Origin of the sequence: Micromonospora sp. C31, assembly GCF_018070575.1 — a bacterium.
GTDB lineage: Bacteria > Actinomycetota > Actinomycetes > Mycobacteriales > Micromonosporaceae > Micromonospora.
Window position 1 is genome coordinate 253,247 of sequence record NZ_JAGPXN010000001.1, and the last position, 24,775, is coordinate 278,021.

Annotated in this window: 22 protein-coding genes; 12 read left to right on the forward strand and 10 right to left on the reverse strand. The window is 74.3% G+C overall.

Annotated elements, in window-relative coordinates; genetic code table 11:
* Positions 1 to 59 precede the first annotated feature (59 nt).
* Positions 60 to 1,469: a glycosyltransferase family 2 protein gene (locus KBX06_RS01135; RefSeq protein ID WP_210832283.1), complete on the reverse strand. Its 1,410-nt coding sequence runs from the start codon at positions 1,467 to 1,469 to the stop codon at positions 60 to 62.
* Between the two features lie 296 nt (positions 1,470 to 1,765).
* Here KBX06_RS01135 and KBX06_RS01140 point away from each other — a divergent pair, with 296 nt between their 5' ends.
* Together KBX06_RS01140 and KBX06_RS01145 are read left to right on the forward strand one after the other, a co-directional pair.
* The gene (locus KBX06_RS01140; RefSeq protein ID WP_210832284.1) at positions 1,766 to 2,161 is read left to right on the forward strand and encodes a hypothetical protein; all 396 of its coding nucleotides are present in this window, start codon (positions 1,766 to 1,768) and stop codon (positions 2,159 to 2,161) included.
* Positions 2,154 to 2,573 carry a hypothetical protein gene (locus KBX06_RS01145; protein ID WP_210832285.1) on the forward strand — a complete coding sequence of 140 codons (420 nt, stop codon included), beginning with the start codon at positions 2,154 to 2,156 and terminating at the stop codon, positions 2,571 to 2,573. Before KBX06_RS01140 ends, KBX06_RS01145 begins: the two co-directional genes overlap by 8 nt.
* A 39-nt stretch (positions 2,574 to 2,612) precedes the next feature.
* Here KBX06_RS01145 and fabG read toward each other — a convergent pair whose 3' ends face one another.
* Positions 2,613 to 3,371 carry a 3-oxoacyl-ACP reductase FabG gene (fabG, locus tag KBX06_RS01150; RefSeq protein WP_210832286.1) on the reverse strand — a complete coding sequence of 253 codons (759 nt, stop codon included), beginning with the start codon at positions 3,369 to 3,371 and terminating at the stop codon, positions 2,613 to 2,615.
* Between the two features lie 139 nt (positions 3,372 to 3,510).
* Between fabG and KBX06_RS01155 the strand changes: the two genes are divergently transcribed.
* Complete coding sequence (locus KBX06_RS01155; protein WP_210832287.1) at positions 3,511 to 5,097, forward strand: DUF4139 domain-containing protein; 1,587 nt, start codon at positions 3,511 to 3,513, stop codon at positions 5,095 to 5,097.
* 4 nt (positions 5,098 to 5,101) lie between these two features.
* Here KBX06_RS01155 and KBX06_RS01160 read toward each other — a convergent pair whose 3' ends face one another.
* The gene (locus KBX06_RS01160; RefSeq protein WP_210832288.1) at positions 5,102 to 6,754 is read right to left on the reverse strand and encodes an alpha-amylase family protein; all 1,653 of its coding nucleotides are present in this window, start codon (positions 6,752 to 6,754) and stop codon (positions 5,102 to 5,104) included.
* Between the two features lie 153 nt (positions 6,755 to 6,907).
* Between KBX06_RS01160 and KBX06_RS01165 the strand changes: the two genes are divergently transcribed.
* Both KBX06_RS01165 and KBX06_RS01170 read left to right on the forward strand, forming a co-directional pair.
* Positions 6,908 to 7,510 (forward strand): DUF1349 domain-containing protein, encoded by a 603-nt coding sequence (locus KBX06_RS01165; protein ID WP_210832289.1) that lies wholly within the window; start codon positions 6,908 to 6,910, stop codon positions 7,508 to 7,510.
* A gap of 124 nt (positions 7,511 to 7,634) precedes the next feature.
* On the forward strand, positions 7,635 to 8,303 hold the full coding sequence (locus tag KBX06_RS01170; protein WP_210832290.1) for a DedA family protein: 669 nt from the start codon (positions 7,635 to 7,637) through the stop codon (positions 8,301 to 8,303).
* Positions 8,304 to 8,363: 60 nt separating this feature from the next.
* Here the strand turns inward: KBX06_RS01170 and KBX06_RS01175 are convergent, their stop codons facing one another.
* The 3 genes from KBX06_RS01175 to KBX06_RS01185 all read right to left on the reverse strand — a co-directional run bounded on the left by KBX06_RS01175 (position 8,364) and on the right by KBX06_RS01185 (position 11,002).
* The gene (locus tag KBX06_RS01175; RefSeq protein ID WP_210832291.1) at positions 8,364 to 9,737 is read right to left on the reverse strand and encodes a chitinase; all 1,374 of its coding nucleotides are present in this window, start codon (positions 9,735 to 9,737) and stop codon (positions 8,364 to 8,366) included.
* A gap of 129 nt (positions 9,738 to 9,866) precedes the next feature.
* Positions 9,867 to 10,613: a membrane protein insertase YidC gene (yidC, locus tag KBX06_RS01180; protein ID WP_210832292.1), complete on the reverse strand. Its 747-nt coding sequence runs from the start codon at positions 10,611 to 10,613 to the stop codon at positions 9,867 to 9,869.
* A gap of 95 nt (positions 10,614 to 10,708) precedes the next feature.
* The gene (locus tag KBX06_RS01185) at positions 10,709 to 11,002 is read right to left on the reverse strand and encodes a DUF6412 domain-containing protein (protein ID WP_307854373.1); all 294 of its coding nucleotides are present in this window, start codon (positions 11,000 to 11,002) and stop codon (positions 10,709 to 10,711) included.
* A gap of 170 nt (positions 11,003 to 11,172) precedes the next feature.
* On the opposite strand from KBX06_RS01185, the gene KBX06_RS01190 reads away from it, so the two are divergent.
* The 4 genes from KBX06_RS01190 (at position 11,173) to KBX06_RS01205 (ending at position 16,409) form a co-directional block, all read left to right on the forward strand.
* Positions 11,173 to 12,330: a glutamate--cysteine ligase gene (locus KBX06_RS01190; protein ID WP_374225549.1), complete on the forward strand. Its 1,158-nt coding sequence runs from the start codon at positions 11,173 to 11,175 to the stop codon at positions 12,328 to 12,330.
* Between the two features lie 13 nt (positions 12,331 to 12,343).
* Positions 12,344 to 13,723 (forward strand): FAD-dependent oxidoreductase, encoded by a 1,380-nt coding sequence (locus KBX06_RS01195; RefSeq protein ID WP_210832294.1) that lies wholly within the window; start codon positions 12,344 to 12,346, stop codon positions 13,721 to 13,723.
* 151 nt (positions 13,724 to 13,874) lie between these two features.
* Positions 13,875 to 15,293 (forward strand): WGR domain-containing protein, encoded by a 1,419-nt coding sequence (locus KBX06_RS01200; protein ID WP_210832295.1) that lies wholly within the window; start codon positions 13,875 to 13,877, stop codon positions 15,291 to 15,293.
* A gap of 237 nt (positions 15,294 to 15,530) precedes the next feature.
* Positions 15,531 to 16,409, forward strand: a complete 879-nt coding sequence (locus KBX06_RS01205) for an aminoglycoside phosphotransferase family protein (protein ID WP_210832296.1) — start codon at positions 15,531 to 15,533, stop codon at positions 16,407 to 16,409.
* 130 nt (positions 16,410 to 16,539) lie between these two features.
* Here the strand turns inward: KBX06_RS01205 and KBX06_RS01210 are convergent, their stop codons facing one another.
* Complete coding sequence (locus tag KBX06_RS01210) at positions 16,540 to 17,349, reverse strand: Fpg/Nei family DNA glycosylase (protein WP_210832297.1); 810 nt, start codon at positions 17,347 to 17,349, stop codon at positions 16,540 to 16,542.
* A gap of 49 nt (positions 17,350 to 17,398) precedes the next feature.
* Positions 17,399 to 18,121 (reverse strand): VOC family protein, encoded by a 723-nt coding sequence (locus KBX06_RS01215; protein ID WP_210832298.1) that lies wholly within the window; start codon positions 18,119 to 18,121, stop codon positions 17,399 to 17,401.
* Positions 18,122 to 18,330: 209 nt separating this feature from the next.
* Here KBX06_RS01215 and KBX06_RS01220 point away from each other — a divergent pair, with 209 nt between their 5' ends.
* Together KBX06_RS01220 and galE are read left to right on the forward strand one after the other, a co-directional pair.
* Positions 18,331 to 19,425, forward strand: a complete 1,095-nt coding sequence (locus tag KBX06_RS01220; RefSeq protein WP_210832299.1) for a glycosyltransferase family 2 protein — start codon at positions 18,331 to 18,333, stop codon at positions 19,423 to 19,425.
* A gap of 16 nt (positions 19,426 to 19,441) precedes the next feature.
* Complete coding sequence (gene galE / locus KBX06_RS01225; RefSeq protein ID WP_210832300.1) at positions 19,442 to 20,461, forward strand: UDP-glucose 4-epimerase GalE; 1,020 nt, start codon at positions 19,442 to 19,444, stop codon at positions 20,459 to 20,461.
* Between the two features lie 93 nt (positions 20,462 to 20,554).
* Here the strand turns inward: galE and KBX06_RS01230 are convergent, their stop codons facing one another.
* On the reverse strand, positions 20,555 to 22,156 hold the full coding sequence (locus KBX06_RS01230; protein ID WP_307854375.1) for a glycosyltransferase family 2 protein: 1,602 nt from the start codon (positions 22,154 to 22,156) through the stop codon (positions 20,555 to 20,557).
* Between the two features lie 4 nt (positions 22,157 to 22,160).
* Positions 22,161 to 23,513: a glycosyltransferase family 4 protein gene (locus KBX06_RS01235; RefSeq protein WP_247684974.1), complete on the reverse strand. Its 1,353-nt coding sequence runs from the start codon at positions 23,511 to 23,513 to the stop codon at positions 22,161 to 22,163.
* A 238-nt stretch (positions 23,514 to 23,751) separates the two neighbouring features.
* Between KBX06_RS01235 and KBX06_RS01240 the strand changes: the two genes are divergently transcribed.
* On the forward strand, positions 23,752 to 24,585 hold the full coding sequence (locus KBX06_RS01240; protein WP_307854376.1) for a UbiA family prenyltransferase: 834 nt from the start codon (positions 23,752 to 23,754) through the stop codon (positions 24,583 to 24,585).
* Positions 24,586 to 24,775: the final 190 nt, after the last annotated feature.

A 24,775-nucleotide genomic window follows, 5' to 3' on the forward strand; every position in this document is an offset into this window, starting at 1 on the left:
TCCGGGCGCGGCGGAACGGGCTCGACACCTTTGTCGGGCCTGCCCACACCGTCGGTATGTCAGCCCGGCGTCGGGGAGCGCCCCGGCGCCAGTGCCGGGGGGCGCGCCCTGGGGGCGACCTGGCCGGGCACTCGGCGCGCGGCGCTGGTCGCGGCCTGACGGGCGCGCAGGGTCAACACGTCGCCGAGCCCTTCGACCGCGCGCAGCTCGGCCGCGTACTCGGCGGCCTGAGCCTGGCGCAGGTAGTCCAGCGTCTGCGGGTCGGCGGCGCACATCCCCGGCGTCGCGTCGGCGGTGGCGACCAGGTGGACCTCGCCGGCCAGCGCCAGCGAGGCGGAGATGAACTGGCAGAGTTCCGGCCACAGCAGGTACCGCCAGAAGTCGACGCTGACCACCGCGTCCAGACTGCCCGGTGGCATGGGCGGGGCGACGCCGAGCAGATGGAAGTTGGCCGGCCCGATGGGTGCGGCGTAGTCGAAGGTGAGCGCCGAGGCGGGCAGCCCCGACCCGGCGCGGCCGGTGCCGATCCAGAGCGTCCGGGGCCCCCGCACCTGGCCGGCGAGGCGCGCGACGGCGGGCCCGATGGCGCAGGCCGACCGCTCGACGCACTCGTCGATGAGCGCCCGGTAGTGCAGGATCCGCCGGATCGCCTCGTAGCCCATGACGGCGGTGAGCAACTCCCACTCGAGGCAGGGGTACAGCTTGGCGGCCTGCTGGAAGTTGGCCTTCATCTCCATCCAGTTGCGGGTGATGTTCTTGTGGTGCGGCAGGTGGACGACCCGGGCCTCGTCGTCGTAGCCGAAGTTCACGCCGTCCGGCAGGCTGCGATCCACCCGGTAGAACAGCTCGACGTCCTCCACGCCGTAGCTCAGACCGAACGCCTCGCGGTAGCCGCCGACCTGCGCGAAGAGCGCGCTGGAGAGCGAGACGTTGTGCGTGTAGGCGATCACCCAGCCGGCCTGGAGCCAGTCGTTGTCGTCCGGAAGCCCCGTCGCGAACCGCAGGTCGCCACCGTGCGGGAAGGCACGCGCGATCGTGTGCGACTCACCGGCCAGCACGGCGGGCAGGTCCGCGAGGCCGATCTCGTCCCGCCGGCCGATCAGCACCGCCGCGTTGCCGGGCGTGCTGTGCCACGCCAGATGCCGCTCCAACAGGTCGGGCACCGCCCACGAGTCGGCGTCGAGGAAGACCAGCAGGGGCGCGGCGGCACGCCGCGCCCCTGCGTTCCGGGCGGCGGAGCGGCCCTTGCGGCCGGGCAGTTCCAGCACGCGCAGGCGCAGGCCGGCGCCTTCGGCGAGGGCCGCGGCGTACCCGTCGAACGAGCCACCGTCGCGGACCACGATCACTTCGAAGCGTTCCGGCGCCAGCGTCTGGCGGGTCAGCGCCTTGAGGGTCAGCGCGAGGCACTGCGGATCCTGGTAGGTCGGCATCACCACGCTCAGCGCCGGGCGGATGGCGGGTACAGACACGGCGATCCTCTCCGTCAGACGAGCTCGCCGTCGGAGTTCAGGCGACAGTCGCCCGAGAATAGCGTTCCGGAAGGTTTGCTTATTACATAAGTAGGGGTCGATAGGGGTAGGACCGTCCTTTCACGACGGTCGCCGCCTCGGGCCGGACTCGTTCCCGCGCCGACCCGACGCCGGGCGCCCTTCGGGGGCCGGGCCGGGCGGACGACGAGTCGCCGAGGCGGGACGGCGGGTGACGGGGTGTACCACGCGGGTCAGTAGGCTGTGCCGGTGACCGAACCGCACTCCGGACGCCCCCGGTGACCAGCGCGACGACGGCGGGTTCGCCGGTGGACGGGCTCCTCGCGACGGCCTCGATCGTGTTGTCGCTCCTCGTCGCCGCCTGGGCGCTGGTAGCCACGCTGCGCCACCGCGCGCCGGACCGGGTGCAGCTGGCCGGCCTGGCCGTACTGGAGGTGACGCTGCTCGCGCTGGCGGCGGTGGCGCTGGTCGCCCTCGGCGGCGGCGGGCGACCGGACGAGCCGGGTGCCTTCTTCGGGTACCTGGCGACGCTGGTGTGCCTGCCACCGCTGGCCTGGGTGCTGGCCCGGATGGAGCCGACGCGCTGGGGCTCGGCGATCGTCTGCGCGGTCTGCCTGGTCACGCCGGTGGTCGTCGTACGACTCCAGCAGACGTGGGAGGTGCTCGGTGGTTGAGGTGCGCGCTCCGCAACGGAAGCGGACCAACGCCGGCCCGGGACGGCTGCTGATCGCGGTCTACCTGCTCTTCGCGATCGCCGCGACGAGCCGTGCCGGTCTCCAGATCGCCACGAAGTTCGACGAGGCGCCCGTGGCGTACCTGCTCTCGGCCCTCGCCGCGGCCATCTACATCGTCGCGGCGGTGGGGCTGGCCCGCGCCGGCGCCGCCGGCCGACGGGTCGCCCTGGCGTGCTGCGCCGTGGAGCTGGCCGGGGTGCTCGGCGTCGGGACCCTCAGCCTCGTCGACCCGGAGCTCTTCCCCGACGAGACGGTCTGGTCGCGGTTCGGCAGCGGGTACGGCTACATCCCGCTGGTCCTGCCGGTGCTCGGCCTGTTCTGGCTCTGGCGCACCCGCCCCGCCAGGCCCTGACCCCCGGCGGGCGGACGCCCGCCGGGGCGTACGCGGGGGTCAGGACTTGGGGCCGCCGGCCACGTAGATGACCTGGCCGGAGACGAAGGAGGCGCCCTCGCTGGCGAGGAACGAGATGGTGTGCGCGATGTCCTCGGGGCGACCGACCCGGCGTACCGCGATCTCCGACTCGGCGTGCTTCTGGAGCGCCTCGAAGTCGACCTTCATGCGGGCGGCGGTGGCGGCGGTCATGTCGGTGACGATGAAGCCGGGCGCCACCGCGTTGACGGTCACCCCGAACTGGCCCAGCTCGATGGCGAGGGTCTTGGTGAAGCCCTGGAGGCCGGCCTTCGCCGCCGAGTAGTTCGCCTGACCCCGGTTGCCCAGCGCCGAGGTGCTGGAGAGGTTGACGATCCGGCCCCACTTCGCCTCGACCATGTGCTTCTGGGCGGCCTGGCAGAACAGGAACGCACCCCGCAGGTGCACGCCCATGACCGTGTCCCAGTCGGCGTCGGTCATCTTGAACAGCAGGTTGTCGCGGAGCACGCCGGCGTTGTTGACCAGCACCGTCGGGGCGCCCAGCTCGGCGGCGACCCGCTGCACGGCCGCCTCGACCTGGGCCCGGTCGGACACGTCCGCGCCGACGCCGAGCGCCCGGCCGCCGGCCGCGGCGATGGCGTCCACGGTCTCCCTGGTCGCGGACTCCTCGATGTCGACCACCGCGACCGCGAGGCCGTCGGCCGCCAGCCGCCGGGCGGTGGCCGCCCCGATCCCCCGCGCCGCCCCCGTGACGATGGCGACCCGCTGCTCCTCCGACATGCCTACCTCCCGGTAACTTGCGCTCGATCGAAGGAGCTTAACCCAGCCGTACGCCGTGCCGGCCCGGCACGGGCGCCGGCTCCCGGGACCCGTCGCGGCCGGTCGGGGTCAGGAGCGCCGTGCGGCTACTCTCGCCGCCGTGGAGACAGTGGAGATCGAAGCGCCCGTCGTCGGTGTCACCGTCTATCCGGACCGGGCCCGGGTCACCCGCCGGGGCAGCACCCGGTTGGCCGCCGGCGAGCACCGGGTACGCGTCGCACCGTTGCCGCTGGGCCTGCGGCGGGACTCGCTGCGGGTCGGCGGCCGGGGCGCGGCCACCGTGCTCGGCGTTGACGTCGCGACGTGGCGGCAGGCACGCAGCGCCGACGGGCAGGTCCGCGCGCTGGAGCAGCGCAGCCGGGAACTGGCCGACGAGCTGGCCGAGGTCGACGACGCGTACGAGGTCGAGACGCAGCGGGGGCAGTTCCTCACCCGGTTGGCCGACCGGGCCGGCGGCACGTACGCCCGCGCGTTGGCCGCCGGCGACGCCGCCCCGACCGACGTGGCCACCTTCGCCGACTCGGTGGCCGGCCAGCTCGCCGACTCCCGGCGCCGCCGGCGCGGGCTGGACCGGCGGCGTACCGACCTGACCGAGGAGCTGGCGGCCGTCGACCGGCAGCTGGACGCCGCGAGCGGCAAGCGCGAACCGGACCGGCTGGCCGCCGAGGTGACCGTGTCGGTGGACGCCGACGACGCCGAGCTGGACCTGGAGCTGACCTACCTGGTCGACGGGGCCCGCTGGCAGCCCTCCTACGACGTGCGGCTGGTCGACGACGCCGTCACCGTCACCTGGTTCGGCCTGGTCAGCCAGGACACGGGCGAGGACTGGCCGGAGTGCGTGCTCGAACTCTCGACGGCGCGGCCGGCGGCGGCGACCGGCGTACCCGAGCTGACGCCCTGGTATCTCGACCGCGCCCGGCCGGTGCCGCCGCCGATGCCGATGGCGGCGGCGAGCTTCGGCGCGATGCCGGCGCCGGCAGCCCCCGGCGCGGCGCCCGCCGGTGCGGCGGCCCGGTCCGGCCCACCGCGCCCCAGGGTGCGGGAGAGCGCGGCCACGGTCGAGCAGGGCGTCACCGCTTCCACCTACCGCCCGGCCCGCCCGGTCGCGGTGCCGGCGGACGGCAGCGCCCACCGGGCCACCATCGCCGTGCTGGACCTGCCGGCCCGGCTGGACCACGTGGCCGTACCGGTCCGCGCGACAGAGGCGCACCTGCGGGCGACCGTACGCAACACCTCGTCGCACACCCTGCTCCCCGGGCCGGCGGCGGTCTTCCACGGTGCCGACTTCGTCGCGGCCACCCGACTGCCGACGTGGGCGCCCGGCGAGGAGACCGAACTGGCCCTCGGGGTGGACGACCGGGTCCGCGTGGAGCGCAGGCTCAGCCGGCGCTCCGACACCCGCGCCACGCTCGGCTCGACCCGGCGGCGGGACGTGGAGTACCGGATCAGCGTCGCCAACCACACGCCCCGGCCGGCCACCGTGGAGGTGCGCGACCAGCTTCCGGTGTCCCGCGACGAGGCGGTGGTCGTGCGGGAGCCCACCCTCGTCCCGCCCCCGGCAGAGCGCACGGAGCTGGGCGAGCTGACCTGGCGGCTGCCGCTCGGGCCGGGGGAGAGCGGGGAGATCACCCTGGGCTTCCGGGTCGAACTCGCCAGGGGCGTCGAGCTGGCCGGCTGGCGGGAGTGACCGGTCAGAAACCGCGCGCGCGGCAGAGGCGGATCCACCGGTAGCCGTGGCCGGCCACCTTCAGGCGGTCCAGCTTGCCGACCTCGCCGTAGTTGCGGTCGGCGAGGACCTCGTTGGGCAGGTCCGCCTCCGGCTCCAGCACGCTGAGGTCCACCTCGGCGTCGGCGGTGCCGAGGTTGTGCACGAAGACCATCGTGCCGGCGCGCCCGTCGGCCCGGTGCGCCAACACCCCCGGCGGCGTCGGCACGTCGATGTGGGTGGTCGAGCCCGAGCCCACCTCCGGGGCCTCGCGGAGCGTACGGATCATCCGCTCGAACCAGGCGAGCAGCGACTTCGAGTCGCCCCGCTGGGCGGTCACGTTGACCTTCTCGTACGAGAACTCACCCTTGTCGATCACCGGGCGGACCAGCTTCTCCGGGTCCGCCGTGGAGAAGCCCGCGTTCGGCTGGTACGACCACTGCATCGGGGTGCGGATCGCCTCCCGGCCGGGCAGCGACAGGTCCTCCCCCATGCCGATCTCCTCGCCGTAGCGCAGCACCGGCGTGCCGCGCAGTGAGAACTGCAGCGCGTACGCCAGCTCGACGCGGCGGCGGTCGTTGCCGAGCATCGGGGCGAGCCGGCGGCGGATGCCCCGGTCGTAGATGCGCATGTCCTCGTCCGGACCGAACTCCGCGTACACCTGGTTGCGCTGCTCGGCGGTGAGCCGGGAGAGGTCGATCTCGTCGTGGTTGCGCAGGAAGGTGGCCCACTGCCCACCCTCGGGCAGCGCCGGGGTGTCCCGTAGCGCCTCGATGATGGGCTCCGGGTCCTGCCGGGCCAGGGCCAGCATCAGCCGCCCGTTGAGCATGAAGTCGAAGAGCATGTGCAGCCGGTTGCCCGAGCCGCCGCTGTCGGCGAAGAAGGTCGGCAGTTGGTCGGGCTCGACGTTGGCCTCGGCGAGCAGGACGGCGTCGCCCCGGTACCACTGCACGTGCTGGCGCAGCTCGGTGAGGAATTCGTAGTCCTTGGGCGAGTCGGGGTTGCCCGGCTCGGTCAGCTCGATGATGAACGGCACGGCGTCCATCCGGAAGCCGGAGACGCCGAGCTGGAGCCAGAACGACATGATCTTCTTGACCTCGGCACGGACCGCCGGGTTGGTCATGTTCAGATCCGGCTGGAACTTGTAGAACCGGTGGTAGTACCAGGCCTCGGCGGTGCGGTCGTAGGTCCAGGTCTCGTGCTGTTCGCCGGGGAAGACCATGCCCTGGTGCCGGTCGGCCGGCTCGTGGTCGGACCAGACGTACCAGTCCCGGTACGGCGAGTCGGGCGACGAGCGGGCGGACTGGAACCACGGGTGCTCGTTCGAGGTGTGGTTGACGACCAGGTCGATGATCACCCGGATGCCACGGTTCTGCGCCTGGTGCAGCAGCTCCGCGAAGTCGCCGAGGGTGCCGAAGCGCGGGTCGATGTTGTAGAAGTCGGTCGCGTCGTAGCCGTCGTCCCGGTTGGGCGACGGGTGGACGGGGTGCAGCCAGAGGCAGGTCACGCCCAGCCGGGCGAGATAGTCCAGCCGGCCGATGAGCCCCCGGATGTCACCGACCCCGTCACCGTCGGAGTCCGCGTACGTGTCGATGTCGAGGCAGTAGACGACCGCCTCCGAGTACCACCTGTCAGCCATGCCTGGCTAATGTCTCCGATCCGGGCTGCCGGCAAACGTGAGCAGTCCCGCTGCGGCCGGCTCCGGCGCCGACGGCACTGCTCGGCACCGACGACGACGGCCACGGTGGCCGGCTACTGCGAACAGGTGGGTACCGGCGGTACCGTCGCCGGCATGGTTGACGCGACGCGGCCGGTCGACTGGGCCGAGGGTGAGTGGTGCAACGAGCCGGTGCTGGTCGAGCCCGGGCCGGCGGGCGAGTTGCTGGTGCAGCCGGCCGAGGGCAGCGACCTGTGGCGGCACACCTCGTACGGCTTCGTCCACGACGACGCCCCGGCGCTGCTCGCGCCGCTGCCCGCCGGCGAGGCCGTGGAGGTCACCTTCGTCCTCGACTACGGCGAGCAGTTCGACCAGGCCGGCGTGCTGGTGCGGGTGGACGAGCGGAACTGGGTCAAGGCCGGGGTGGAGGTCAGCGACGGCCAGCCGCAGGTCGGCGCCGTGGTGACCCGGGAGGTCTCCGACTGGTCGGTCGCCCCGGTGCCGATCTGGGCCGGCCGGGAGGTGACCGTCCGGGTCAGCCGCGACCGGGACGCCCTCACCGTACGGGCCCGGTCCGACGACGAGCCGTGGCGGCTGGTCCGGCTCGCCCCGCTGGCAGCGGACGCGGTGGCGGCGGCCGGGCCGTACTGCTGCTCGCCCACCCGGGCGGGCCTGCGGGTCCGGTTCACCGGCTGGCGGCGGGGGCCGGCCGACGCGGAGCTGCACCCGGAGGGCTGAACCGGGGTGCGCCGGACCGACTCGCGACCGGTGGTGCAGCCGCTGCGCGGCGGCCAGCGCGGGCAGGTGTGACGGCCGGGACGAAGGGTAGATGACCCTGATCGGACCGGCCGGAAGGATCGCCATGGCACTCGCCGAGAACGTCGACCCGACCCGACTCGGCGGCCTGACCGGCTGGGTGGCGGGGGTGATCGACGCCGCCGGCGCCATCGGGGTGGCCCTGCTGGTCGCCCTGGAGAGCATCGTCCCGCCGGTCCCCAGCGAGATCGTCCTGGCGATGGCCGGCTACCTGGCCGGCGAGGGACGGTTCAACGTCGTCGTGGTGGGGCTCGCCGCCACCGCCGGTTCCCTGGGCGGGGCGCTCGTCCTCTACTGGCTGGGCGCGGTTGCCGGCGAGGACCGGCTCAAGCGGTGGCTCGACCGGTTGCCCCTGGTCGACCTCGACGACCTGGAGAAGGCCGACCGCTGGTTCGAGCGGCACGGCCGGTGGGCGGTGCTCTTCGGCCGGATGATGCCGGTGGTACGCAGTCTGATCTCGATCCCCGCCGGGGCCAACCGGATGCCGCTGCCGGAGTTCATCGCGTTCACCACGCTGGGCAGTGGCATCTGGAACGCGCTCTTCGTCGGTCTGGGATACGCGCTCGGCTCCCGCTGGCAGCAGATCGAGCAGTACAGCAGGTGGTTCGACTACGGCATCGTCGCCGCCTTCGTCGTGATGATCTCCTGGTGGGCGGTCAAGAAGACCAGGCGCCGCCGCACCCGCCACCGCGACCACGCCGACGCCGCCTCCTGAGCCCCACTCCCACCCCGCCCCGCCCTGCCCCCGCAGGGGGGACAGGGCTCAGGGGCAGGGTCAGGGCAGGGTCCTGAGGTGGGGGGCCACCGTGCGGGCGAAGGCGTTGCCGTTGGTCACGTCCCAGTTGACCGACCAGGTCATCGCGCCACGGATGCCCGGGTAGGTACGCGGCGGGCGGAAGCTGCCGCAGTTGGTGCCACGGTCCAGACAGTCCAGCGCGGCGTTGACCACGGAGGGCGCGACGATGCCGCCGCCGGCCGCACCGGCGCCGGCCGGCAGGCCGAGACCGACCTGGTCCGGGCGGAGCCCGGCCTCCAACTGGAGGCAGGCCAGCGCGACGATGAAGTTCACCGTCCCCTGGGCGTACGCGGCGTTGCGGTCGCAGCCGAGCATCGCTCCCGAGTTGTAGAACTGGGTGTTCACGACGGTGAGGATGTCCTTGATGTCGAGCGCCAGCTTGAAGTAGCTGCTCTCCGGGGACTGCATGTCGATGGTCTGCGGGGCCATCGCGATGATCAGTCCGGCGCCCACCTTGGCCCGCAGCGAGCGCAACGCCTGGGCCATGTAGGTCGGGTTCAGCCCGTTCTCCAGGTCGATGTCGACCCCGTCGAAGCCGTACCGCTGGATCAGCGCGTGGACGCTGTCGCTGAACGCGGCGGCGGAGGCGGCGTCGTTGACCGCCACCCGGCCCGTCTCGCCGCCGACCGAGATGATCACCTTCCTGCCCCGGGACTGGAGGGCGCGCACGTCGGCGGAGAAGTCGGCGTCGGTGTAGCCGCCGAGGGCGGTGGACAGGCCGGGGTCGATGGTGAAGGCGACCGCGCCGGGGATCGCGGTGGCATCGGCGAACGCGACCGCGACGACGTCGTACTCGGCCGGCACGTCACGCAGGCGCAGCTCGACGGCCGGGTTGTCGAAGTTGTGCCAGTAGCCGGTGAGGATGCGCTTCGGCAGACCGGTGTTCGGCGGCGGGCTCGTCGGGGGCGGGGTCGTCGGCGGTGCGGTCGTCGGCGGGGCGGTGGTGGGGCTGGTGCCGCCGCCGCACGGCGTGCCGTTGAGCTGGCAGTTGACGGGCGCGCCCGGCCCGGAGCCGAGGAAGCCGAACGAGACCGAGGCCCCTGGGGCGATGCGGCCGTTCCAGGACCGGTTGGTGAAGGTGTGCCGCTGGCCCGCCGAGGTCAGCAGCGCGTCCCAGTAGCTGCCGAGGGTCGTCCCGGCCGGCAGTTCGAAGGCGACCGTCCAGCCGTCGACCGCGGACCCGCCCCCGTTCGTGATCGTGTACTTCCCCTCCCAGCCCGACCCCCAGTCGGACGTCTTGACGAAGCTGGCGGTCACCCCGGCGGCGAACGCCGGCATCGCCACCCACACCGCGCCGAGCGCCGCCACCACGGCTGTGACCAGCGAGAAAACCAGAGATCTGGATCGTTTCACGACACCCTCCACACCCGGACACCATCCACCTGCATCAACATTGACGCCCATTATTAGGAGTGTTAACTGTTTCTGTCCAGACGCCCGCCGACCGAAGTCGACGACAACGGTCGTCGATGGAAGCCGGTGTCACCGGCCGTCGACGGACTCCGGTGTCGGGCGCGGGCGGCGCAGCACCGCCTGCTCCGTCGCCGACCAGGCGGTGGTGGTGACCAGGTAGATCACCGCCGCGAGCGGCAGCACCACCGCCACCAGCACCGTCGTGTACGGCAGCAGCGGCAGCAGCCGACCGGGCACGGCCGCACCGGGCCCCTCGGTCGGCGTACCGGCCACCGTCGCGGTCGCCGCCGCACGCCGCATCCGCCGCGACGTCCAGCAGGCCAGCGCCAGCAGGACCGCCAGCAGGACCCCGAACAGCGGCAGCGCCCCGCCGCCCAGCCCGTCGCCGAGGTGGTGGCCCAGCGGCACGCCGGCCAGCCGCTCGCCCAGCAGCCCGGTGCCGCCCTCGGCGGTGGTGAAGAGCCGGTACATCACCAGCAGGACCGGAGCCTGGAGCAGCAACGGCAGGCAGCCGGACACCGGGCTGGCGCCGTTGGCCCGGTAGAGCGCGAACAACTCGCCCGGCAACCGGGCGGGGTCGTCCGCGTACCGCCGCTGGAGCTCGCGGACCTCGGGGGCGAGCGCCGCGCGGCGCCGCTCCCCGCGCACCTGCGCCACGGTCAGCGGCGAGATCAGCAGGCGGACGACGACGGTGAGGACGACGATGGCGGCGGCCGTGGCCGCGTCGCCGGCCAGCGGTTCGAGCAGGGTGGTGAACCAGGTGAGCGCGCGGCCGGCGGCGCCGACGGCGGCGGGCAGAGGTGCGAAGGCGAGCATGGCTGACCCCTCGGTCCGATTCCGGAGTGCCGGCCCGGCGCGGAGAAGAGTCGCCGGACGGGCGGATGAACGGCGGAATCGGCCGCGCGGCGGTGCTACGCGGCCGAGGGGCGCGGCCCGGGTGCGCGGGGACGGGGCCGCCCGGCGGCGTCCGGATCGACCTGCCGCGGCACCCGGCGGCGGCGGGCCCGGGCGCGCAGGGCGGCGGAACGGCCGGCCCGGGGCGCGTCGACGACCCCGGCCACGTGCGCCGCGAACGCGACGGCGAGCAGCGCCACCGCGGCGAGCGCGGCCCCGGCCAGCAGCCCGGCCGGGCGGTCGGCGAGCAGCATCAGGTGGACGAGGGTGAACGCCCACGTCCCCAACGCGATCCCCAGCGGCCCCGGCACGCCGAGAAGCCTAGGACCCCCTGTCACGCCGTCCGGCCCGAACGGACGGCACCCGCTCTCGCGGGCCGGCGCGCACGGCCGACACGCCGGGCCGCGTTTCCCCACCTCCACACGGTGGGTAACCACCGACCGACCCCGGGCGGACGGCCCGGTACCGGCGTGAACGGACGGTGGTGACGATGACCGGCCAGGTGGCGGAGGCTCCGAGCGGAACGACCGGGGGGACCGACCTGCTCACGGTGGGTGTCGAGGAGGAGTTCCTGCTCGCCGACCCGCACACCGGGGCCGCGGTGCCCGCCGTCGACCTCGTCATGGAGCAGGTGCCGCCCGAGCTGCGCGGCCAGGTGGAGCGGGAGTTCCAGACCAGCCAGATCGAGATCGGCAGCCCACCCGGCCTCGAACTCTCCTCGATCCGGCACTCCCTCGGCGTGCTGCGGGCCGCGCTCGCCGACGCGGCCGAACGGGCGGGCGTACGGCTGCTCGCCATCGGCACCGGACCGGTCGACGGTCCCGTGCCGCCGGTGGTCGACAAGCCCCGCTTCGACCGGATGATCGAGCGGTTCCGCCTGCTGGTTCCCGGCCCGGGCAACAACGGGATGCACGTGCACGTCGGGGTGCCCGACCCGGACACCGGCGTGCAGGTGCTCAACCACGTCCGGCCCTGGCTGCCGGTGCTGCAGGCGGTGACCGCCAACTCCCCCTTCGCCCGGGGCGAGGACACCGGGTACGCGAGCTGGCGGTCGGTGGAGTGGGAACGCTGGCCGTCGGTGGCGCCCACCCCGTTCCTGGCGTCGCACGAGCACTACGAGCGGCTGATCGGGCAGCTCATCGCGAGCGGGATGATGCTCGACGAGGGGATGCTCTACTGGTACGCCCGCCTGTCGGCCAAGTACCCGACGGTGGAGATCCGGATCGGGGACGTCTGCCCGTCCGTGGACGACGCGGTGCTCGTCGCCGCCCTGGTCCGGGCCATGGTGGCGACCGCGCTGGACGACATGGCCGCCGGTCGGCCCGCCCTGCGCACCGACCACCACCTGCTGGTCGCCGCGCACTGGCGGGCGGCCCACGACGGGTTGGAGGGCGAGAGCGTCGACCTGACCGACGGCGAGCTGCGGCCGGCCTGGGAGCTGTTCGACCAGTTCGTCGAGCGGCTGCGCCCGGCGCTGGAGCGGCACGGCGACCTCGACGAGGTGACCGACCTCGTCGCCGGGCTGCGCCGGCACGGCAGCGGGGCGGCCCGGCAGCGTGCCGTCTTCGCGCGTACCGGCAAGCTCGTGGACGTGGTCTCCGACGTCGCGCGACAGACCCGCGGCACGAATCGTTCGTGAAAGGATGGTGCCCGTGGTGCAACGGCTGATCGTCATCGGCGGGGACGCCGCGGGAATGGCGGCGGCGTCGCAGGCGCGGCGCCGCCGCGACCGCGGCGACCTGGAGATCGTCGCCTTCGAGCGGGGGCACTTCACGTCGTACTCGGCGTGCGGCATCCCCTACTGGATCAGCGGGCTGGTGCCCGAGCGGGACCAGTTGATCGCCCGCGATCCGGAGACGTTCCGGGAGAAGTTCGACATCGACGTCCGGCTCCGGCACGAGGTGACCGCCATCGACCTCGACCGGCGCGAGGTACGCGCGCGGGACCTCGACGGCGGCGGCGAGGTCCGGGAACGCTTCGACACCCTGATGTACGCCACCGGCGCGGTGCCCAAGAAGCCCGGCTGGGCCGAGACCGACGCCGCCGGTGTCTTCGGGATGCAGACCCTCGACGACGGCGCCGCGCTGCGCGACTGGCTGGAGGCCGAGCCCCGGCCGCGCCGGGCCGTGGTGATCGGCGGCGGCTACATCGGCGTGGAGATGGCCGAGGCGCTGATCCAACGCGGGCTCGCCGTCACCCTGGTCGAGCAGGCCGAACAGCCGATGGCCACCGTGGACCCGGACATGGCCGAACTGGTCACCGACGCGATGCGGGGCATCGGCATCACCATCCGTACCGGCCTCGGGGTGACCGGCCTGGAGGAGACCGGTGGCCGGGTGTCCGCGGTGGTCACCGCCGAGGGGCCCATCCCCGCCGACGTGGTCGTCCTCGGTCTGGGCGTACGCCCCAACACCGCGCTCGCGGAGGCTGCCGGCCTGCCACTGGGCGCCACCGGCGGGATCATGGTGGACCGTCAGATGCGGGTGCAGGGAATGCCGGACGTCTGGGCCGCCGGCGACTGCGTGGAGACCGTGCACCGGGTCACCGGGCTGCCGGTGCACGTGCCGCTGGGCACCCACGCCAACAAGCAGGGGCGGGTCGCCGGCATCAACATCGGCGGCGGGTACGCCACCTTCACCGGGGTGATCGGCACGGCCGTCACCAAGGTCTGCGAGCTGGAGGTCGGGCGCACCGGGCTGCGCGAGAAGGACGCCGCGGCGGCGGGGTTCGAGTTCGTCTCGGTGATCGTGGAGTCGACCAACCGCGCCGGCTACTACCCGGGTGCCCGGCTGATGACGGTGAAGCTGATCGCGGAGAGGCCCAGCGGGCGGCTGCTCGGGGCGCAGATCGTCGGCTGGTCCGAGGCGGCCAAGCGGATCGACACCCTCGCGGTGGCGCTGTGGAACGGCATGACGGTGGACGACATGACCGCGCTCGACCTGGGCTACGCCCCGCCGTACGCCCCGGTCTGGGACCCGGTGCTGATCGCCGCCCGCAAGGCCGTCGACGCCCTGGCGGCAGTCGGCCGCTGAGCGTCAGGTGTGAGGAAGGGCCCCTTCCTATCGCTATAGCGATAGGAAGGGGCCCTTCCTTTCGGGCTTTGTCGGGGGTGGCGGTTAGTGTGTGCCCGCTGTCGCCGCGCCGGCCACGTCGGGCCGGTCGCTGACCCCCTCGGAGGCCCCCATGTCGCAGGAGACGACCTACCTCGAACTGTCCGAATCGGACGGTGCGCACAAGTTCTACGAGGTCGTCGTCGACGACGCCGCGCTGACCGTCCGCTACGGCCGGATCGGCGACCAGGGCCAGGTCAAGGCCACGGCCTACGCCGACAACGCCAAGGCCCGCGCGGCGGCGGCGAAGAAGATCGGCGAGAAGGTACGCAAGGGCTACGCCCCGGCCGTGCCGGGCGTACGGCAGAAACGCGCCGTCTCCCGGCGGCAGATCGTCAGCACCCGCTCCACGGCCCGCACCGCCCCGGTGCTCTGGCGCTACGACTCCGGCGCCCCCGCCTTCGGCATCTTCGTCGACGGGCAGAGCTGCATGGTCGGCAACGAGCGCGGGGTCATCACCACGCTCGGCCACGACGCCCGGGTGCTGGACCAGGTCCGCCTGCCCGACGGGGTGAAGTGCATCGTCGCCGACGACGCCTGGATCTACGCGGGCTGCGACGACGGCAACGTCTACGACCTGTCCGGCAAGGTGCCCCGGGTGGCCTACGAGATCGCGCCGGAGATCGACATCTACTGGCTGGACATCCACGACGGGGTGCTGGGCGTCTCCGACGCGGGCGGCGGCGTCGTGGCCGTCGACCACGAGGACGAGTTCCTCTGGCGCCGGCAGGGCCGTGGCCGGTCGGCGTGGATGGTGCGCTGCGACGCCGACGCGCTCTACCACGGCCACTCGCAGGGCGTGACCGGCTACGACTGGCGGACGGGCCGGGAGTTGTGGCACACCCCGACCGGCTCGGTGCTCTTCGGCTGGCAGGAGCCCGGCGCGGTGTTCGCGGGCACCGGCACCCGTGAGGTGGTGCGCCTGGCGAAGGACGGCCGTGCCGAGCGCAGCTACCGCTGCGACGCTGCGGTCTTCTCCTGCGCCACGGCCGAGGGCGGCCGTTACGTCTTCGCCGGCGACAGCCAGTCCTCGATCTACTGTTTCGACGCGGCGGGCAACCGGCTGTGGAAGCTCGGCACCGGCTGCGGCTCGGCCTACTCGATGCAATACCACGAGGATCGGCTCTACGTGGTCACCACCGGCGGCTACCTGGCCTGCGTCGACGCCAGCGAGCCGGCGATCCGGGCGGCGGAGGCCGGCAGCGTGCCGGAGGTGGTCGACGTCAAGGCACCGCCCCGGATGCCCGAGCCGGCGGCCTGGACGACGGTCGAGGTGACCAGCGACGTCGACGGCGGCGTCATCGTGCAGTGCGTCGAGGACCGGGGCCGGCTGCGGGTGCACGTCGTCTCCCCCGGCTACCACCGGGACTGGTCCGTGCAGTTCCCCAAGGGCATCCGCGAGCCCGGCGCGCGCTACCTGGTCACCCAGGTCCGCGAGTCCGGCCGGGGCGGCTTCTACCGCGCCCACGGCGACATCCGCCGCCTCCGCTGACCCCACCCCGCTGACCCCACCTCCCGCCCGCCCCTCCCCCGACGCGGTGATCAAGAGGTTTGCGTCCGGTTCGATCTCCGTGGCGGACCGAAACCTCTTGATCACCAGCCGGCGCACCTCGCTCGGCGCCCGGGTGGGCGGCCCGTGCAGCGCTACCCCGAGCTTTCGCCGGCAGGTGGGTGGGGGGCGGGGGAATCGGTGGTGCGGGGTGGGCGGGCGCTGGTTCAGGATGACCGGGTGGATTCCGAACTGCTGATTCCCGAAGGGCTGGGCTGGGTGCGGAACGTGCCGGCCGGACGGGAGTGGCTGGCGGCGCTGCCGGATCGGGTGGCCGCCTGCGCCGAGCGCTGGTCGCTGCGGCTCGGGCCGCCCTTCCCGTACGCCTTCGCGTCGCTGGCCCTGCCGGCGGAACTGTCCGACGGCACGCCGGCGGTGCTGAAGCTCCAGTACCCGGACCCCGACAGCGTCCACGAGGCGACGGCGCTGGACCGCTGGGCCGGGGCGGGGGCGGCCCGGCTGCTCGGGCACGACCCGCGGCGGCGGGCGCTGCTGGTCGAGCGGTGCGTGCCCGGAACGCCGCTGCACGCCCTGCCCGCCGACGCGGCGCTGGACGTGGCGGTCGGGCTGCTGCCCCGGCTGTGGCTACCGGCCGGCCCGCCGTTCACCCCGCTCGCCGAGGAGGCCGCCGGCTGGCTGGAGCGGCTGCCGGGGAACTGGGAGCGGGCCGGCCGGCCGTACGAGCGGCGGTTGCTCGACGCGGCGCTGGGCCTGCTGACGGACCTCGTCGGCAGCCAGGGTGAGCAGGTGCTGGTCAACCAGGACCTGCACGCCGGCAACGTGCTGCGGGCGACCCGGGAGCCGTGGCTGCTCATCGACCCGAAGCCGCTGACCGGCGAGCGCGAGTTCGGCGTGGTGCCGCTGGTGCGCGGCCCGGAGCTGGGGCACTCGCCGGAGGCCGTCCGGCACCGGCTGGACCGGCTCAGCGCGGAGCTGGGGCTCGACCGGGAGCGGGTACGCGGCTGGACGGTCGGGCAGACGCTGGCCTGGAGCATCGGCGAGGGAAAGGTCTTCCCCAACCAGGTGGAGGTGGTCCGCTGGCTGCTCGCGGCCGGGTGACCCGCGCGGCGACGGGGACGGCGACGGCGACGGAGGCGGGGGCGGCGACGGGGGCGGGCGGAGTGCGTGATCCGTGCGGCGGGCTCAACACTCAGGACCGGCGCGGGACCGGTGCGGCGTGCCCCGGGGGTCAGCTCCGCTGGCAGGTGGGGCACCAGTAGAGGTTGCGGCCGGCCAGCCCGCCCCGGCTCACCGGCGTGCCGCAGACGTGGCAGGGCTCGCCGGGGCGGCGGTAGACGTACACCTCGCCGCCGTGCCGGTCGACCCGCGCGGGGCGGCCCATCGCCTCGGGCAGGTGCGCCTCGCGGACCGTGTCGATCCGGCCGCGACCGACAGCGAGCCGCATCAGCGCCACCAGGTCGGCCCAGAGCGCGTCCCAGCCGGCGCGGGTCAGTCGCCGGCCGGGCAGCGTCGGCGGCAACCCGGCCCGGAACAGCGCCTCGGTGACGAAGATCAGCCCGGTGCCGGCCACCACCGACTGGTCCAGCAGCAGCGCCGCCAGCGGCGTCGGGCTGCGGGAGACCCGGGCGTACGCCCGCTCGGGGTCGGCGTCGGCGCGCAGCGGGTCAGGGCCGAGCCGGCCCCGCAGCGTTGCCACCTCGGGCGGGGTGAGCAGTTCGCAGGCGGCGGGGCCGCGCAGGTCGAGCCAGTGCCGGTCGCTGGTCAGCCGCAGCCGCACCTGACCGACCGGCTCCGGGGGCTCACCGGCGCCGTCGGCGAACCTGCCGTAGAGCCCGAGGTGCACGTGCAGGGTCAGCTCGCCCGCATGGTGGTGCAGCAGGTGCTTGCCGTACGCCTCGGTGGCCTCCAGGACGGTGCCGGAGAGCCGGGCCGCACCCTCGGCGAAACGGCCCTGCGGGCTGGCGGCGTGCGGCTTGTCCCCGACGAACAGCTCGGCGTGCCGCGCCGCCAGCCGGTGGATGGTGTGTCCCTCTGGCACGGGTGCCAAGGATAGCCAGCGCGCCCGGTGCCCACCCGCGGGCTTCGCCTCACCCCTGATCCAGGTCCCACACCAGGCAGAAGGGCTTGCCGGCGGGATCGGCGTACACCCGCCAGTTGTCCCCCTCGCCCGGCAGCCGGGTGGCGCCGAGCGCGAGCGCCGCCGGTTCGGCCGCCGCCACGTCGTCGACCCGCACGTCGAGGTGGAGCTGCTGCGGGTGGGCCGGATCGGGCCAGCGCGGCGGTCGGTAGTCGGCCACCTGCTGGAACAGGAGTGGCTGGGCGCCGTCCTCGCCGATCATCGCCATGCCGTCGCCCTCGTAGGTCACCGGCTTGCCGAGCAGCTCCGCGTAGAACACGCTCAGCGCCCTGGCGTCGGGGCAGTCCAGCATCACGCCCATCAGCGTGGTGCGCGGGTCGTCGGCGTTGAGGCACAGGTCGAACGGGTGCCCGGCCGGATCGGCCAGGGTGTGCCACCGCTCGTCGCGACGCAACAGGGTCGCGCCCAGCTCCTGCGCCCGGGCGCTGGCCGCCGCCAGGTCGGGCACCCGCAGGTCGAGATGGGCCTGCTGGGGATGGGCGGGATCCGGCCACCGGGGTGCCACGTGCTCCGGTGCGAGCTGGGCCGCCACCCGCCAGCCGTCGTCGGTGGTCATCGTGATCCAGTCGTCCTCGACATGACTCTGCGTCCACCCGGCCAACTCCTGGTAGAACCGGGCCAGGCCGGCGATGTCACGGGTGTCCAGCGCGACGGTCCGCAAGCTGCCGATCATCGTTTCCCCCCTCCGACGGGCGTCGACAGATGATTGCCCACCGGTACGACAGGATGCCCCTCGCCCGTTCCGCCCGCGAACCGGAGGCGGACGGTGCCCGGCGGGGTCGGCCGGCGCCGGGGCGGCGCACCGGGCCGGCTCGAAGAATGTCAGGCCCAGTTCACCTGCGTGTGGCGGCCCGGTCGGGACGCCTCGGCATAGTCCGAGCCGTGGACGGTGCCGAGACCCCAGCCGACCGCCCGACGTTGTCCGTCGTCGTTCCGGTGCACGGCGTCGAGGCGTACCTCGCGACCTGCCTCGACTCGATCCTCGCCCAGCCCGGCGCCGAGGACGTGGAGGTCGTCGCGGTCGACGACGCCTCGCCGGACGGCAGCGGGAGGCTGCTCGACCGGTACGCCGCGCGCGACCCCCGGGTGCGGGTGGTCCGCCTGACCGAGAACGCCGGCCTGGGCGGCGCCCGCAACGCCGGTGCGGCCCACGCCACCGGCGACTACCTCTGGTTCGTCGACGGTGACGACTGGCTGCCGCCCGGCGCGGTCGCGGCGGTGCGGGAGCGGCTCGCGGGCACCCGCCCCGACGTGCTGATCGTCGAGCACGCCGAGGTGTTCCCCGACGGGCGGGTGGTGGCCCGGCCGTCCGGGCCGGCCCTCGGGGGACGGTCCGTCCCGCTGCGCCTGGCCGACCGGCCCGAGCTGCTCACGCTCGCCCAGTCCGCGTGCACCAAGCTCGTCCGCCGCGCGTTCCTGGCCGGGTCGGGGCTCTCCTTCCGGCCCGGCTGGTACGAGGACTGCGCCTACAGCCATCCCCTGCTGATCGCCGCCGGCAGCATCGACGTGCTGGAGCGGGACTGCTACCACTACCGGCAGCGGCCCCGGGACCGGATCACCGCCACCCTGAGTTCGCGGCACTTCGAGGTCTTCGACCAGTACGCCTCGGTCTTCGGCTGGCTGGCGACCACCGGCGGCGCCGCCCCGGACCGGTTCCGGCCCGACCTGTTCCGCGTCATGCTCGACCACTACCTGGTGATCGTCGGCAACGACTTCCGGCTGCCGCCGGAGGCCCGCCGCGCGTTCTTCCGCCGGATGGCGGCGGACTACCGGCGCTGGCTGCCTCCTGCCGGCTACCCCCGGCCGGGCGGGGTCGCCGGGCTCAAGCACCGGATGGTGCGCCACGACGCGTACCTCGTCTGGGCGGTCCTGCGGGCGGCGCACCGGGCGGCGGGCCGGCTGCGCCGGTCGCTGCGCCCGCGACCGACGCGGCCCGCTCCGACCACCTCGAACGCGCCCGCCGGCGCGGACACCTGACGGAACGGTGACGAACGTGAAGTACCTGATCACCGGCGGCGCCGGCTTCATCGGCAGCACCGTCGGCTCCGCGCTGCTGGACCGGGGCATCACGCCGGTGATCCTCGACGACCTGTCGACCGGCCGGGCGTCCTTCGCGGCCGGCCGCCCCTTCTACCGGGGTGACGTCGCCGACGGGGACCTGCTCGACCGGATCTTCGCCGAGCACCCCGAGATCCGGGCGACCGTGCACTGCGCCGGGGTGATCGTGGTGCCCGAGTCGACCCGCGACCCGCTGCGCTACTACCGGGAGAACCTCGCGAAGTCCGTCGAACTGGTCCGCCACCTGGTCCGCAACGGGTGCCGGCGGGTGCTGTTCAGCTCCACCGCCGCCGTCTACCGGCCGGGTGCGGACTTCGCGGTCGACGAGTCCTCCCCCGTCGACCCGGTCAGCCCGTACGCCCGCACCAAGGCCATGGTCGAGACGGTGCTGGCCGACTGCGCGCGGGCCGGGGAGCTGCGGGCCGTGGCGTTGCGCTACTTCAACCCGATCGGGGCCGATCCGCTGCTGCGCACCGGGCTCCAACTGCTCCACCCGACGCACGCCCTGGGTCGCATGATCGAGGCGTACACCAGCGGCGGCGAGTTCCGCATCACCGGCACGGACTGGCCCACCCGCGACGGCAGCGCCGTCCGGGACTACGTACACGTGTGGGATCTCGCCCAGGCCCACGTGGCCGCGCTGGCCCACTTCGACGAGGTGACGGCCACCGGACCGCACGGGTACGCCGCGCTCAACATCGGCACCGGGGTGGGCACCACGGTCCGGGAGCTGCTGGCCGCGTTCGCCGCGGTGACCGGGCAGCCCCTGCCCTACCGGGAGGCCCCCCGACGGCCGGGCGACGTGCCGGGGGTCTACAACCGCAGCCGCCGCTACCAGGACCTGCTGCGGTGGTCGCCCCGCTTCGGCATCGAGGACGGCATCCGGCACGCGCTGGAGTGGCGGGCGCTCGACGACCGCCGGCACCTGGCCGTGGCCCCGCTCGCCCTGCGGTAGCCGCCGGCCGGCCCCGGCACCGGGCGGGCCGGAACGGCCCGGGGCCGCCGCCGCTCGGCCGGCTCCCGGTGGGCCTGCGCCGGGCGGCGCCCGTCAGGAGGGGCGGCGGGCGGTCAGCCGGGCGAGCACCCGTCGCGGGGTCAGTGGCACCACGGAGATCATCAACCGGCCGCTGCCGTCGGTGACCGGCGACACCGCGTACCAGCGCCGCCCGCGCGGGCGGAACACCGGTCGGGGGAACCGGAGCCGGCGGGGTGCGCGCAGCGGCGCGGTCCCGGGCCGGCCGTCGGGCGCGGGCAGTGTCAGGTGCACGGGGCGGCGCTGCCCGGTCACCGCGCTGGCGCGCAGCACCTCGGCCACGCTGATCCGGGCCCGCAGCGTGCCGCCGCCGGCGGCCGTGGTGGGCCGTACGACGCCCGCCAGCTCGCCGACGGTGAGTCGCGGCGGGTCCGGGCAGAGCCGGTCGAGGTCGCGCAGGGGCGTGCGCAGGTCCAGGACGAGAGCCGGCCCGGCGTCGGCGTCGCGGTCCCAGCCGATGCCGGTGACCTCGAAGCGGGCCAGCCAGTCCACGGCGTCGGTGACGTCGAAGACGCCGTCGGGCAGCCGGCCGTGCGACGCCCGGAAGCCCGGGTACGCGGCGTACCGCCGGCCGCCCTCGACGACCGTCGGCGGCACCCCGCGCTCCGCGTCCTGCCGGATCACGTCGACCAGGTCGTCGGGGGTGCCGTGCTCGGCGACGCCGATCCGCAGCCGGGTCTCCGCCGGCAGCTTGTCCCGTACGGGCGCGGTGAGGTGCCGCCCGGCCAGCTCCCGTACGCCGGCGTGCAGCAGTCGTCGGGTCGGCCCGTCCAGCCGCAGGAAGTCGTCGTCGAGCAGGGCCGCCACCTCGAAGCGGAAGTAGCGCCGCAGCACCGCGTCCCGCTCCTCGCCCGGCGGGATGAGGCCGACGGCGAACTCCACGAGCCGCCGCGCGCAGTCGAGCCGCTCCTCCGCCCGGCTCAGGTAGGTGATGTTGCGGGCGTTCAGCCGCCGCACCGCGTGGTAGTAGTCGTAGTCGGCGAGGACCGTGACCCGGGCCGCCCGGTGGCACGCCTCCAGGGTGAACGGCTGGTCGCTGCCGATCGGCATGTCCTCCGGGTACCGCAGCCGGTGCCGCTCGACGAGTTCCCGCCGGAACAGCTTGGTGTTGGCCAGCGACAGCGGCAGGGCCGAGTCGGCCAGCCGGACGTCGACCGCCGTGCGGGCGAAGACCTCCTGGTGGACGTAGCGGCTGTTCACCCCGACGACCCGGCCGAGGACGACGTCGGAGCCGTACCGGTCGGCGGCGGTCACCAGCCGCTCCAGCGCCTCGGGACCGAGCCGGTCGTCCGCGCCGACGAAGAAGACGTACCGCCCGGTGGCCAGGTCGAGGGCCCGGTTGCAGGGCGCCGCCGGGCCGCCGGAGTTGGGCTGGTGCAGGACGGTCACGGTGCCCGGATGCCGGCGGGCGTAGCGGTCGAGCTGCCGGCCGCTGCCGTCGGTCGACCCGTCGTCCACCGCGACGATCCGCATCCGGTCCGTGCCGATGCTCTGCGCGAGCAGCGAGTCCAGGCATCCGGTGAGGTACGGCATCGTGTTGTACACGGGCACGACGACGGTCACGTCGGGCGGCCGGGAGCCGTCCCGGTGGCCCGCCGTCGGCTGGTCGGCGACCACCGGATCAGCCGACCCGGCCGTACGCGTCCGACCCGCCGTGGGCGCCCGCCGGCACCAGCCGGGTGTAGACCCGGTCGAGTTCCACGGCCTGCCGCTCCCACGTCCACCCCGCCAGCAGGGCCGGATCGTCGTACGCCGCCCGGTACCGGGCAGGGTCGGCGAGCACCGCGCGGACGGCGCGGGCGAAGTCCCCGGCTTCCCCGGCCCGGAACACCTCGCCCTGCCCGGTCGCCCGGACGGTGCCGGCCATGGTGCGCACGTCGCTGACCACGATGGGCAGCCGGGCGTGCGAGTACTCGAAGAACTTGGTGATCAACGCGATCTCGTGGTTGGGCCAGTGCTGGATCGGGATCACCCCGAGGTCGGCCCCGGCCAGCAGCGGCACCACCTGGTCGTGCGGCACGTACCCCCGTACGTGCAGGCGGTCACCGACGCCGAGGTCCGCCGCCCGTGCGGTCAGCGACCGGACGTACTCGCCGTCGGGATGGTTGACCACCAGCGCGACGTGCACGCCGGGCAGCAGCGGCAGCGCCTCGACCAGGACGTCCAGGCCGCGCTGCGGCGCGGCGGCGCCGCTGTAGACCAGCAGCGGGTCGCCCGGCCCGAGGCCGAACCCCGCGCGGAGGGTCTCCGTGGCCCGCACCGGCCCGTCGCCGGCCTCGCGGCTCTCGGGCGCGTTCAGCACCACGGTGGGCAGTTCGGGCAGGTGGTGCGCGCGTTGCAGCAGGCGGGCCAGCTCCGGCGAGACCGTCAGCACCGCGTCGGCGTGGCGCGCGTACTCCCGTTCGTGCGCCAACTGGGCGGGCAGCCACCGCACGTTGTCGCTCCAGGGTTTGATGCCCGGCAGAAACTCGTGGGCGTCCCACACCAGGCTGACCCGGCGGCCGGCGGCTCTGGCCCGCAGCAGCCCCCGCGCGCCCACGCCGAGCATCCGGAAGTCGTTGGCGTGGATCAGGTCGGGCGCCAGCTCGTCGAGCACCGGGCCGTAGGCGTGCTCGTAGCTCCACAGTGCCGGCTGCAACCGGCGCCAGGCGCGGTCGCCGTACAGCCGCAGGCACAGCCGGGTGTACGCCCGCTCGACGGGTGTCCGCAGGCCGAGGCGCCCGAGCAGCGCCGCCGCGTCCCGACGCGGCGTCCGGGGCACGGGTGCGCCGGGGCGGCCCATCGGCAGCAGCCGCACCAGGGCGTCGCCGATCCGCCACCGGTGCGGCTCGCCGTCGGGCGAGCGGCCCAGCAGGGTGACGTCCCAGCCGGCGGCGGCGGCCGAGCGGGCCGACTTCTGCACCCGGGAGTCGCCCTGGACCGCGTTGTCGACCAGCATGACCACCCGGCCCCTGGCTCCGGCTCGAATCTCCATCGTCACCCTTCCGCGGCCGACGTGGCCGGCCGGCCGCGGAGATCCTATGGCCGGCCGAACCCCTTCTTCGGGCCGGACGGCAAGTCGACGACCGATGTTCACCCGGCGGCAAGCAAGCCCCCGGCCAGGCCGTCGGCGGGTGTACCGATCAGAGCGGGTGGGTACCGCAGGGCGTGTTACCGCGCGGCGGACCGCACCACTTCCGTCCGGCCGCGTCTGCCTCAGGAGGTGTGTTGTGGTGAAGATTCCTTCCCTGTCGCGTCGGACCGAGCCGACGCCGACGGACGACGACATCGGCGGCCGGGACCGGACCGACGGCCCCGGCCGGGTCGCCGACCCGGTGGTCACGGAGCGGGACAGCGAGCAGACGACCTACCGCAGCAGCACGGCGCCGGACGCCGACGGTGCCGACGGGCGCGACGCCGCCGACGGCCGGGACGGAGACGCCGAGCGGCGGGCGGCCGAGCGGGCGGCGGTCGCCCGGGCCGCCACGGCCCGATCCACCGACGACGGCCTCCGGCGCACCCCCCGGACCACCGACCCCGACCCCGACCCGGCCCTCGAACGGACCCTCGACGGCCGGACGACCGACCTGGACCCGAGCGCCGCGGCGCTGGCCGGCCGGACGGACCGGGACCGCACCGTGCAGCGCCCGCTCGACGGGGACCGCACCGTGCAGCGGCCCGTCGACCGCGACGGCGACGGCGTCGCCGACCGCGAGCCTGAGCGTCCGGTGGTCGCCGGGCCGAAGCCCCGGGCCAGCCTGCTCGCCACGCTGGGACTGATCGTCGGCGTGGCCGGGGCGCTCTTCGTGCTCACCGGCACCCTCGCCGGATACGGCATCGCGCTCGGCGCCCTCGGCGCGGTCCTCGCGGTGCTCGGCCTGATGGCCACCCGCCGCCGGCACATCGCCGGCAAGACCGACGCGCTGCTCGGCATCGCGCTGGGTCTCGGCGCGGTGGTGCTGGGCGTGCTGGCGATGACCGGCCAGTTCGACTGGCCGACCACCGACGGGGACTGGGTGCAGCGGTTCCGCGAGTGGCTTGACTCACAGTTTGTGGATCGTTTCTAGCGGGCACTGACGGGCTCGCCGGCGATGCGCCGGCAACGCCGGTGGTGCACCGGCGACGCCCGACCAGCCTGGTGGTTCACCAGCCGGGCAACCCTTTTCGGGGGCGGCGGTTCGCCGCCCCCGAAGCGTTTTCCTGGCCCGGCTACCGACAGGACGCACCGACAGGGCTCGATACGCAACGAACCATCGT